General features: G+C 43.9%; 8 protein-coding genes. 6 read left to right on the forward strand and 2 right to left on the reverse strand.

What is annotated here, in order from left to right:
- Nucleotides 1–225: 225 nt before the first annotated feature.
- A complete protein-coding gene (locus tag AVL57_RS18425; protein WP_057795518.1) occupies nt 226–975 on the reverse strand; it encodes a GntR family transcriptional regulator in 750 nt (249 codons plus the stop codon).
- Nucleotides 976–1,076: 101 nt separating this feature from the next.
- Between AVL57_RS18425 and AVL57_RS18430 the strand changes: the two genes are divergently transcribed.
- The 3 genes from AVL57_RS18430 to AVL57_RS18440 all read left to right on the forward strand — a co-directional run bounded on the left by AVL57_RS18430 (nt 1,077) and on the right by AVL57_RS18440 (nt 5,903).
- On the forward strand, nt 1,077–1,838 hold the full coding sequence (locus AVL57_RS18430; protein ID WP_057795516.1) for a sulfite exporter TauE/SafE family protein: 762 nt from the start codon (nt 1,077–1,079) through the stop codon (nt 1,836–1,838).
- A 224-nt stretch (nt 1,839–2,062) separates the two neighbouring features.
- On the forward strand, nt 2,063–4,165 hold the full coding sequence (locus AVL57_RS18435) for a glycoside hydrolase family 31 protein (protein WP_057795514.1): 2,103 nt from the start codon (nt 2,063–2,065) through the stop codon (nt 4,163–4,165).
- Nucleotides 4,166–4,181: 16 nt separating this feature from the next.
- Nucleotides 4,182–5,903 carry a solute:sodium symporter family transporter gene (locus AVL57_RS18440; protein WP_057795512.1) on the forward strand — a complete coding sequence of 574 codons (1,722 nt, stop codon included), beginning with the start codon at nt 4,182–4,184 and terminating at the stop codon, nt 5,901–5,903.
- A 28-nt stretch (nt 5,904–5,931) separates the two neighbouring features.
- Here AVL57_RS18440 and AVL57_RS18445 read toward each other — a convergent pair whose 3' ends face one another.
- Nucleotides 5,932–6,894, reverse strand: a complete 963-nt coding sequence (locus tag AVL57_RS18445; protein ID WP_057795510.1) for a cation diffusion facilitator family transporter — start codon at nt 6,892–6,894, stop codon at nt 5,932–5,934.
- 495 nt (nt 6,895–7,389) lie between these two features.
- Between AVL57_RS18445 and AVL57_RS18450 the strand changes: the two genes are divergently transcribed.
- The 3 genes from AVL57_RS18450 (at nt 7,390) to AVL57_RS18460 (ending at nt 11,986) form a co-directional block, all read left to right on the forward strand.
- On the forward strand, nt 7,390–7,899 hold the full coding sequence (locus AVL57_RS18450) for a hypothetical protein (protein WP_057795508.1): 510 nt from the start codon (nt 7,390–7,392) through the stop codon (nt 7,897–7,899).
- Between the two features lie 62 nt (nt 7,900–7,961).
- The gene (locus AVL57_RS18455; protein WP_057795506.1) at nt 7,962–8,738 is read left to right on the forward strand and encodes a fimbrial biogenesis chaperone; all 777 of its coding nucleotides are present in this window, start codon (nt 7,962–7,964) and stop codon (nt 8,736–8,738) included.
- 53 nt (nt 8,739–8,791) lie between these two features.
- On the forward strand, nt 8,792–11,986 hold the full coding sequence (locus AVL57_RS18460; RefSeq protein WP_138118169.1) for a hypothetical protein: 3,195 nt from the start codon (nt 8,792–8,794) through the stop codon (nt 11,984–11,986).
- The last annotated feature ends 16 nt before the right edge of the window (nt 11,987–12,002 follow it).

The raw sequence follows: 12,002 nt of genomic DNA on the forward strand, positions 1-12,002 counted from the left end.
TTTTGTGTTTATTTCGAAGTGACATTGTTGAATGACGGTGTACCGAACCCCTTATTTCAGAGGCCAAGTGTTAAATGGCATAGTCTTAGAGGGAGCTGTTCCAAAGGATATAGCTTTAAAGAGTAGCGCCTTGATGGAGCAGCGTTAAAAAGAAGCGATACGAACAAAGCATAGCGATATTAAACGGCCATGCACTAAGCTAGCAGAGGGATTGCTAGCGCTAATTTAATCAAGCTCTACTTGGTAATGATAGTGATCGCTTCTACATTTGCTTTCACGATATTCAATCAGTTTTCCGTCAATAGATTCTGTCACGCGTGTTACCAGCAACAGCGGCTCGCCGGCTTTTATTTGTAAAAGCTTGGCATCGTTATCTGAGGCTAGTACCGCTTTAATACCGTCTCGGGTTTTAAATACAGTTTGATTAAAGTCGGTTTGATAAAAATGGTACAAGGTATGGGGAATATCTTTGCGTTCATGTATGCCAGCAAAGTATTTAGCCGGCAGAAAAATCGTTTCCAGCATACAAAACTCGTTGTCTAAAATACGGCGACGCTCGAGTTTTGTCACTCGCTCTTTGCCGGATAGATTTAACGCGGCTTGTACGTTTTTATCGGGGGATATGAGTTCTATGCCAAGTAACTCGGCTTTGGGTAGGTCTGCCCCCTTGCCGTCGGCTTGAAGCGGGAAGAAGCGAAACAGGGCATCTTGTGCAGTATGCTCGGAAACGAAGGTACCTACACCTTGGCGGCGTGTTACAATTTTAGTGTCGGTAAGCAAGGTTAACGCTTTACGAACCGTGCCTTGGCTAACATTAAATTCATCAGCCAGTTTGAACTCGCTTGGCAACATTTCACCAGGCTGCCACCGACGTTCCACAATGAGCTGCTTTATATATTCGGCAACTTGCTGATAGAGCGGTTGGAACGCAAGACTGGGACCACTTAATTTGTGGTCGAACTGAGATGAAGACATGAAACCCTAACCTAATGCTTAATTTTTGTTGTTATATCATACACAAGAGTTATAGCGCATTTTTGAAGTAAATCACATACAACTACAGGTGTAGATGCAAAATGTTACTTGAAACCCTAGTACCTATGTTCATTCTATTGGGCTTTGCTACTGTACTACAAACCTTGAGCGGGTTTGGCTTTGGGTTAATGGTGGTATCTAGTTTTACCTTGTTTAATTTACTTCCTCTTACCGCCACCACTTTTTTAATTAGCGTTTTAGGACTAGTGAATTCAACCAGTATTGTGTTGAAAAATGTTCACCTGATACACCGCAAAGCCTTCACGCTTGTGTTGATTGGCGGTATCCCTTTTATTGCCGTGGGCTACGCCTTGCTTGAATATCTGTCCGCGGGACTGTCGGTTTGGTTAAATATTTTGCTTGGATTGGCAATATTAACCTGCTGTTTGCTACTCATTGTGAAAAGAAGCCAATCTGCTGCCTCTGGCAAAGGCTGGGGCTTTATAGTATCAGGCGCATTGGGTGGCGTACTAGGCGGGTTATTTTCTACTTTCGGGCCACCCGTGGTATTTCAGTGTTATCGTCAGAATTGGTCTGTGCACGAAGTGCGATATACTCTGCTGGCTATCTTTAGTGTTACCGCGCTTATTCGTTTAGCCATGGTGCCTTTTGGCACGTTACCCGATCATACTACGGTTATATCTACCCTCTTTGCTATCCCCCTGATCTTAATATTTACGCGTATTGGTAGGCTGCTAGCTGCGCGGATTGAACCAAGCGTGGTAAGATTATTGGCCATTAGTACATTAGCGCTTAGTGGGATAACGTTAATTCTTCAAAATGTGCCCCACTTGTTAAACTAAGCACTGTATTGACTAATCACTACGTTAACTAACTGCTGCGTTTACTAAGGCAGCATGTAGATAGCCGCAACTGTCAGTCGCTACCAATAGTATAAACGCCATTCCCCATTTGTAATACAATGCGCACTTGTAATAATTTGCACTGAAAACTGTAATTGCTCGTTGACAGCCAAGTTACATTTCATTAACTTATGTCTTATATAAGACACGAAGAGTGAAGTGATATGAGTAATGCATTTTCGGTAACCGAGCCAGACTGGAACAGCATAAAGGCGGCGGACATTACCGCGAGCCCTTATCTAGTAGACGATCACCACCTAGCGGTGCCTACTCAATACGGCAGCTTACTATTTTCTATCAGCCAATTCGGCTTACGTATTCAGTCGAGCGGTGATAGTGCGACCCTAGTTGATGGTTTTGACTATGGCATGCTGGTTACCACACCGAATGCTGAGCAACTCGTGTTTTCTGGAGACGATAAGCACTGCACCATTAATGCCGGTGAATACCGTTTAGAACTGTTTTCTGCCCCGCTTCATTTCAAGCTTTATCGAAACGATATTTTGGTACAAGAATCGGCTACCGATGGGCACTTTGTGCGTCAACATCGCCTTCCTCCATTCGCCAAAACTGATGCCGGTTGGGTAATTTGTTTAGAACTTGGTGACGATGAATCAATCTACGGCTTAGGTGAAAAATGGGGCAAGCTTGATAAACGCGGTCAGTTGGTTCGTTCATATAATCACGATGCACTTGGCGTAAACACTGAAAAGTCTTATAAAAACACCCCTTACGCGTGGAGCCCTGAAGGCTGGAACCTTTTTGTCCACACGCCAACGCCAGTGACTCATGGTGTAGGCTATGCACCTTGGTCGCAACGCGCGTACATTTGCGTGGTAGAAGACTACTTATTAGATATGTTTTTGTATCACTGCGATAGTCCAGCGCAAAGTATTCATACTTACAGCCGCCTTACAGGATTCGCGCCTGTTCCACCTAAATGGAGCCTAGGTGTTATTCTTTCTAAGGCCTACTACAAAGATTCCCAAGAGCTATTAGCCGTGGCCCGAGAAGTGCGTGAAAAGAACATGCCTTGCGATGTCATCACGCTAGATGGCCGCGCATGGCAAGATACCGATACTCGCTTTGCCTTTGAATGGGACCCTACTCGCTACGCCGATCCTAAGCCGATTCTTGATGAACTAAAAGCCATGGACTTTAAAATTTGCGTATGGGAATACCCCATGATTTCAGTGAAAAACCCGCTGTACGCAAAGGCAGCTGAAAAAGGCTGGTTAATTAAGGACAAGCGCACTGGTGAAGCTTATCGTTATGAGTGGGATTTAAGCCCGTTCGGTGAAGTGCTTACTCCACTACCCGATTCAGGTATTTTAGATTTCACCCACCCAGACGCTTACGAATTTTGGAAAGAATCACACAAGCCCTTGTTCGAATTGGGTGTTGATATGATTAAAGCCGACTTTGGTGAGCAGTTAGAAGATGACAATATGCTCTCATACAGCGGCGATTCTGGCGACCGCCTGCATAACGTATACAGCATGCTGTATAACCGCTGCGTATACGAAGCGGCTGAGAAATATTGTAAAACGGGGCCATTTCTGTTCAGCCGTTCAGCATGGACAGGTAGCCAACGCTTTCCAGCCCAGTGGGGTGGAGACCCTCAAGCAGACTGGCATGGTCTAGCTGCTAGTATTCGCGGTAGCCTTTCTTGGGGCATGTCGGGCGGTCCATTTTTTGCCACCGACATCGGCGGCTTCTATAAAGATACTCGTGACGCAGAATTATACGTTCGCTGGGCACAAGCATCAGTATTTTCTGCTCATATGCGTCTGCATGGCATTGGCCCTCGCGAACCTTGGTCATACGGCGAGGCAGCATCTGATGCCGTATTCGATGCGCTAAAACTGCGATATCGTTTACTGCCCTATTTAGAAAGAGCCACACAACAAGCCAGCGAAACCGGCTTACCTGTGCAGCGCTCTATGGCCCTCGCGTTCCCTAACGACCCACTAGCCCGTCAGTTTGAACAACAATTTATGTGCGGTGAAAGTTTGTTGGTGGTGCCTTGCATTGTGCCTGGCGGAAAAGTGAAATTCTATTTACCAGAAGGTGATTGGGTTCGTTTTAATGCCGATAGCGCTTCACCGACAAACGATGACACTTACCAAGGCGGTAAGTACTACGAGCAAATTTTAAGTTTAAATGAGCTGGCGGTATTTGTTCGCAAAGGTGAGCAAGTGGTTTTAGGGCCTGAGGTACAACATACCGAAATGGATATGTCTGCTACCACTATGTGGCCGCAATAGCCGCCGGAGTATTAGCATGAATGTGACGCTTACCTTACTGACCTGTATGGCCTTTATGGCCGTGGTCGCCATTATTTCGTACATGAAAACGAAAGGCGAAGTAAATACACAAGACGGCTATTTCTTAGCAGGTCGGGGGTTAACCGGCACCTTCATTGCAGGCTCTATGATCCTGACTAACCTCTCTGCAGAGCAGCTCATTGGCCTTAACGGCTCTGCCTTTGGGTACAATTTAAGTGCGATGGCATGGGAAGTTACCGCGGGTATTTCCACCATTATCATGGCGCTGATATTTTTGCCCCGCTACTTAGCGGGTGCTTTCTCTACCCTACCCGAGTTTTTACGTGACCGTTTCGATGACAACGTAAGAAGAATGACGGTAGTACTATTTATGGTCGGTTACACATTAATTACTATTCCTTCAGTGCTCTATTCAGGCTCTATTGCGGTACTTCGGTTATTCGATGTGCCCGGGTTATTGAATTTAAGTTATGAAGCCAGCCTTATTGTTACCATTATAATGGTAGGCAGTATAGGTGCCTTGTACGCCATATTTGGCGGTTTAAAAGCGGTAGCAGTTTCAGATACCATCAACGGTGTAGGCCTTCTTATTGTTGGGTTACTAGTACCTATCTTAGGCTTAATCGCATTAGGTGATGGCAGCTTCGCGGCCGGTCTAACTACTATTGCCACAACCGAAACTGAAAAGCTTAACGCCATAGGTGGCGCTGATGATCCCGTGCCCTTTGGGACTATTTTCACCGGTATGATATTGGCCAACCTGTTTTATTGGGGTACCAACCAATACGTTATTCAACGTACATTAGGTGCTAAGAACTTAATTGAAGGGCAAAAGGGTGTGTTGTTTTCGGGGTACTTTAAAGTACTCGTGCCCTTTATGATGATGTTACCAGGAGTGATTGCGTATCACCTTTATCAAAATGAAAACCTGCAAACTATCGACTTAGCCTATCCACACTTAGTGAAAGAGGTATTACCGCAATACTTGTCTGGTTTCTTCTTAGCGGTGTTGTTAGGTGCGGTATTTAGCTCGTTCAACTCGTTATTAAATAGTGCAGCCACACTGTTTTGTTTAGATGTGTACAAACCTTTTAAGAAAGATAAAGTGAGTGATTCTCAGCTAATTCGCGTAGCCAAAATTACCAGTTTAGTTATTGCGGTGGTGTCTTTCATTACTGCGCCGTTATTAATGCTGGCACCGGAAGGGCTGTGGCAGATTATTCGTATCTTTACCGGTTTTTATAACATTCCTGTTATTACCATTGTATTGGTCGGTTTATTTACTAAAAACGTGCCTGCCCTTGCTGCAAAGGTCGCCATTATCTTTCACGTCATAGCGTATGCCTTGCTGAAGTTTGTATGGCAAGTAGAGATTAACTTTATCCATATCTACGCCATTTTGTTTGCCATTGAACTTGGCATTATGCTGGCTATTGGTCACTTTTACCCTATGGCACAGCCATGGCGCTTTGTACCTAAAGCAGAGGTGGATATGACTCCATGGCGTTATGCCATTCCTTGCGCGATTGTACTGGTTGGTTTAATTGTGACTCTGTACTTAATGTTCTCACCGGTGGGTTTCGTGGGCGGTATCAGTAACGCCTTTATCCCTTCTTTAGTTGGCCTGTGGAGCACCTGCTTTGTCGCCATCGGCATAAGCCTTAAATGGTGGCGTGCCAGATACGAATTAGGGTTAAAGCGCCTAGCGCATCAATAATACTAACAGGCGGCCTTGGCCGCCTTTTTTATTTAATATGAACATGTTCATGGTGATGCGGGTGAACATGCAAGTTGTCACTGTCATCTCGACAAGGCTCACCAGGCAATTCAAATTCAATGGTAGTGTGGGCCAAATTAAACGGCGCTAGTCGGTCTGATACATCTTGCTTTAACGTTCTAAGTTTAGTGTTATCAATACTGCAATTAATTACCACGTGCGCTGTTAACACATGCTGTTCGCCATCAAGAGACCAAAAGTGAACATGATGCAGTTCTTCAACGTGTTCCATACTTAATAAAACATCAGAAATAGCCTGCTTTTGGGTATCATCTGGCGAGCCTTGTAAAAACAACTTCATGGTTTGCACTACGTATCGCAAAACGTTAAACAAGATAAATAGCGTAAACAGAATAGATAAGATTGGATCGAGAATAGGCCAATGTACAAAATGTAAAACAATAGCCACAATAAGTACCGCTACCCAGCCCATGGTGTCTTCAATGAGGTGCCAGTTAAGCACCTTTTCATTCATTGAATGGCCGCCACTTAGCTTATAAGCCGCAAAGCCGTTTACGATAATGCCCATTACTGCCAAGCCCATCATGCCCTCTGTCATCGGCATTTCAGGGTTTGCCAACCGAGGGATCGCCTCAGATAATATCCAAGCCGAACCAGCAACAAGAATAAGCCCATTGATCATAGCGCCCAAGAGACTTAATCGCTTAAAGCCATAAGAATATTTATCGGTAGCCGATTTCTGACCAAGCTTACTTAAGTACCACGCAAGGCCAATTGATAGGGTATCGCCCAAATCGTGAACCGCATCAGCCATAATAGCGACACTGTTAGTTAGCACCCCCCCGATAAATTCAATAATGGTGAAGCAGAAGTTTAACCAGAATGCCCAACCTATGCGGCTACTGTCGGTTTCTGCATGGCTATGTTCGTGCCCATGACCATGAGAATGCCCGTGAGAATGGTGGTGCATGATGTGTCACTCCTTTAATTGCATGTCCACTGCATACTGAAATTATAAACCGCTTCCATGAAAACACGATGTTAGTAAAAACACTTGGTTTAAAGTCAACTTAGTGGCGCGATAATAGATTTTTATAAACATTCAAGACAGTAATAAAATGCAAAAAAACGCCTATCTACCCCACCCAAGCAATATTTTTTTAAAAAAAATTGAAAATTATAAAATTTATGCTTGTATACAAAAGTATAACTTTAAAAAGTGACTTAAAAAAAACTTAAATATAATCAACACGTTGAAAATATAATTTTTTTCCTCTCTATAATAGTTATTAAATTCAATAAGTAAGCATAAGGTTTAACGCCTTTTAAAAGGGTAAAGACTGTGGTTATATATTTTCGCTGTCAATTGAGTACTGATAAAAGCTTCCCAGCAACTCACTGATTTTAGAACAATTGTAAAATAATTCGTTAGGCAGCCCCGACTAAAGGTATGAGAGGAAACAAAATGAAAAAAAGAATAATGACAATAGCGCTACTTTCTACTATCTCTGCGTCAACACTTGCAGCAAGTGAAACATTTCAAGCGAATGTAGACGCGATGTCCGATGCTACTATTGCAGAGACAGCAACACTTCACTTCGGTGCAATGCAGCCAACAGTAGGCTCTGTGTGTACCATGGATAATGCGGGCGCGGTAACGGGCGATTGCGATGTTTCTAATGCAAACATTGCTATTGGTCTAATTACGGTTTCAGGCTTAGCTTCAAATGTTCCTGTGAATGTCACAGTGACAGGTGCATCTGGTACTAATGTTACTTTTGAAGCGAACTACGACATCAATGCAGCTGTGGCAACACACGACAATATCGCAGACGGCACATTGACTGCGGTTACTACAGACGCATCAGGTACAGATCTTACTATCGATGTATATGGTGACATGACGGTTGATTCGGCGTTAACGCCAGGCGACTCTTATACCGCTAACTATGTGGTTGACGTTACGTTCCAGTAATCGTTTGAGGCGAGCGAACTGCGTTCGCCTATTCTTTTCTATACTCGAAATCAAAAGTAAATATGATACTGATACGGCTGTTAACACCTATTCGTCTTTCTGTTTTTCTTGTTATCTCTGCTGCGCTATTTTTTTCCAATGTTGCCAATGCAGATGTTTCGTTATCTAAATTTCGCATTTATTTTGATTCTAAATCCCGCTCAGACTCTATCCAAATACGTAACACAAGCTCAACGCCAATGTCTTATCAGGCAGAGTTATCCATTAATGCGATGACTGAAGAGGGGTTAGTGTACGCGGTAACAGAAGACCCGCTCACGGCATCGACTTTTATTAGATATTCACCGAAACGTGGCAATATTCTACCCGGAGAGCGTCAAGCGCTACGCTTCGCATTAAGAAAGCCTGCTGGACTTGTTGACGGTGAGTATCGAGCTAACCTTCGTTTAGTCACAGAAATAGCGCCTAGTACGAACGGGAATGTAAACCTTGCCAGCAAACTTGCATACAATATTCCGATTATAGTGCGTCATGGACGCATTACTGCTGAAGCTTCAATGGTGAATCCATCCACCATCATTTACAACGGAAAGCCACACTTACAAATTTGGTTAAAACGTTCAGGCAATCGTTCATTATTTGGAAACTTCATCATTGAAGATGCTGAAGGGGAAGAAGTTGGTGTACTGAATAACGTAGCAGTCTATCGCCCTCTGGAACGTCGAAAAGTACTGATCCCACTGCAAAACGCCAAAAAAGGGCCTGTTGTTATTCGGTTTACTGAAATTGATAAATTTGGTGGCGACATAGCGCTATCTATTGACCACGTTATAAAATAGCAACCCGCTAACGTGTCATGAGGATACTATCCTTAATCTTCTTGTGTCTTACTGTGTTCGTCTCATGGGCTGAGCCCTGTCCTCCCCTTTCCTCAACGGCGCGGGTGGCGTTAGATGAAGATCAGTTATTGATTAGTGTGTTACGAGTTAACGGCCGCCCCCTATGGGACGGATTTGACGTTTACCCTGTTGGTGAACGATACCTCGTCCCTGCGTCTTTGTTTGCCGATGCACTCTCCCTAGATTGGGAAATATCAATGGCTAAAGGGACTATACAATCACAAGGTAGTATTGATTTCTGCAGCTTCAATTATGCATTTAATCAAACCTTGCCCATGCTGGATAATACACCACCTGATGCGTTTCTTTGGGCAGCCGATGAATTCGATATTTATATCGATACACGCATGATTGCGACCTTATTGCAGATTAAACAACAATTTAACTATACGTTGCTTCAGCTTAACCTCACTGGCCAGCTTCCCTTAAATTCATCTTCAAACACAAGCGCTGATAATCCGCCTCTTCATTTTAAGCCTAACGTAGTGCCTGTAAGTAAAGTTGTTGAAGATCAATATCAATTTTTCACATCGCCACTGGTGACTTACCGTTTATCACAACAAGATAGCGCCACCAGCGATAGTCGCTTTTCCGCTAATATAAATGCAGGGTTCGATTTCTTATATCATTCAGCAAACCTTCGCGTGAGTAGAGTTGATGACACGAGTATCCATTACCTGCGGTTTGGCAAAACCTTAAACGAAATCGACCAAGACACTAACAACCCCTTAAACAGTTTTGCCTATGAATTTGGCGATATACAGCTGCAAAGAGATGAACTTGTTACACGCTCTGGGCAGTCACTCGGCTTGATTGTACATAATGGGGATACGAGGCAGCGGCGCAGTTTTTCAAGCACTAGCATTGAAGAATTCGTATTACCTGGCTGGCGAGTGCAGCTCTTCAGAAATGGGCAATTTATCGATGAGCAATTTAGTAACGAGGAGAACAAGGTACTTTTCGAAGATATAGAAACCTTCTATGGGGCAAACTTATTTGAGTTGAAATTATATGGGCCTGAAGGTCAGCAAGAGGTTAGAACTAAAACCGTCAATGTGGGTAATAATCAGCTAAGACAGGGCAAGTTCGATTTTTTATTTGGGCTTACCGATAATCAATTTCGCTTACTTGATGGTCAAGTATCTACAACGGGGATTGGAAAAGCCACTGTCGCTAGGCTCGGCTACGGTCTTACCGATAGCGCTACCTTATCTGCTAGCGTTCAACGCCTTTGGCTGGAAGATGAAATTGCCTCGTATGTCACTGCCGGTATCAATACCCAACTTTTCGGCTCGGCGCTCAAATTTGAGGTATCAGATCAGGATACTGGCGGTTATGGTATGTTTTTAGGCTGGAACGGTCGGTTCAGCAATAACCTCAATATGAACTTTGCTACCCGTTACTTCAACAACTTTTATAGTGATGCATACTCACAAGATGATGATATTAAGCACATTTCCTCGTTACGTTTGAACGGAAAAACTGAATGGCTGGGCCGCTTCGGCTGGAACGCCAGTATGACCCACAGAGCCTATGAATTCGATGACCCCCAAAGTGCGCTAAGCGTAAATGTAAATGACAACTTTCTGGGTGGGACGTTTGCTTCAGGGTTCAGCGTCTCTAACAACAGTAATGCTGCGGTCACTGGCCGATTGTATTACGCCAAAGACGTTAATGGGTGGAACCTTTCTAGTGCGTGGAACTTTATTCCTTCAGACCGCTTTTCAACTGATAATTTCTATGTGTCGATGCGATGGCCGCAATCGCTTTCCCAACATCGCGAAACTCGCTTACGTTATAGAAACGACACTGACAATGCCTTAGAAATTAGACACCAACACAACTGGCGCTTTGAGTCCTTGAATATTGGATTGGCAGCTAGCGTCATGGAGGGGGGGGACTGGTCAGTAAACCTTTCTTTAACCGGCAATACCAATGTTAACCCTTATACACAGAGTTTGAATTTTGAACGTTCGGCGGGTGCCACTGCTGGGCGTATAGATGCTTTTGCCTTCCTTGACGATAATCGAAATTTACGCAAAGACCCTAACGAAATGCCTATCGAAGGCGTCACGTTTACTGGAAGCTCACTATGGCGTGATAAAAGTACCGACACAAATGGAATGGTCAGGCTCAATACGGGAGCCAGAACACAAAACCTCACCTTAAAACCTGATTCGCTTCCTGACCCCTATATGTTGCCAGCCTCTGGCAAAGTACAAGTACTGACCCACGCAGGCGGGGTTAATGAAACTCAATTCCCAGTACATACCTTTAATGATGTTGAAGGAACCATTTATCTAGTAGGTGATTCGTCTAGCCGCGGCGCGGGTTATGTCGACATAGCGCTTATCGACAATACTGAACAAATAGTGGTTAAAACGCGAACAGAGAGTGATGGCTATTTCTATGTTAATGCTGTTCCTCCAGGGGAGTACCGCATTGAAATAGATGAGGACTACCTCATTCAGCAAGGCTTAACTATTCAATCCAGCACCCTTGCTTTTACAGCCCCAGCACAAGGCGATTCCGTTTTTATAGATGATATTTTGCTTGCGCGAGAAACCTCTTCTTCCAACGGAAACCTTGCGGCCAACGCTGCAACCATTGAGCCTTTATCAAGCCCCGACTCCGCCCACAAATATGAAATACAAATTGGTATATTCAGGCATTCTCGCTCCATTTTTGAAGTGATGAAGCATTTACCCATCGCCCCTGAGTCAATTCAATTTCATCGCAATCATAGCGCCGCATTAACTTATGTAACAGTAGGAAGATTTGACCTATTTAGTGAAGCAAAAATGATATTACAAAAACTCAATCAACACCCCGCCTTTAGTCACGCATTCATAAGTCCATCAGCGCGATATACAGGCGCGCATTGGCGTTTAGAATCAATACTAGAGGATATACAAGAACTCATCAGGCACTCACTTCATCAAGTAGAATCAAGTTCCGCCGAACGCCTTTGTCAGCTTGCCGCCTATCAAGCACTTAGCTCAATTAATCCAACCATTTTTATTAAGCATCCTGAACTAATGCTTTTGCCTAATAACAACGAGTCTCCTTCGTTCTACCGCCTTATTGCTCCCGCTGCTACTTCAGTTTGTGATGATGATTATTACGATGCTAAATACCGTAGCGGCCCGTTTTCTGTCACCCGTGAAAGCTTACTAACAAAACAATAGAGGTTATTATTAAAGC

This window comes from Alteromonas stellipolaris (assembly GCF_001562115.1).
Taxonomy (GTDB): Bacteria; Pseudomonadota; Gammaproteobacteria; order Enterobacterales; family Alteromonadaceae; genus Alteromonas; species Alteromonas stellipolaris.

What these genes read in the sequence shown, in the direction of transcription:
- AVL57_RS18425 (WP_057795518.1), bottom strand. Translation starts at nt 975, where the DNA reads ATGTCTTCATCTCAGTTCGACCACAAATTAAGTGGTCCCAGTCTTGCG.
- AVL57_RS18430 (WP_057795516.1), top strand. Translation starts at nt 1,077, where the DNA reads ATGTTACTTGAAACCCTAGTACCTATGTTCATTCTATTGGGCTTTGCT.
- AVL57_RS18435 (WP_057795514.1), top strand. Translation starts at nt 2,063, where the DNA reads ATGAGTAATGCATTTTCGGTAACCGAGCCAGACTGGAACAGCATAAAG.
- AVL57_RS18440 (WP_057795512.1), top strand. Translation starts at nt 4,182, where the DNA reads ATGAATGTGACGCTTACCTTACTGACCTGTATGGCCTTTATGGCCGTG.
- AVL57_RS18445 (WP_057795510.1), bottom strand. Translation starts at nt 6,894, where the DNA reads ATGCACCACCATTCTCACGGGCATTCTCATGGTCATGGGCACGAACAT.
- AVL57_RS18450 (WP_057795508.1), top strand. Translation starts at nt 7,390, where the DNA reads ATGAAAAAAAGAATAATGACAATAGCGCTACTTTCTACTATCTCTGCG.
- AVL57_RS18455 (WP_057795506.1), top strand. Translation starts at nt 7,962, where the DNA reads ATGATACTGATACGGCTGTTAACACCTATTCGTCTTTCTGTTTTTCTT.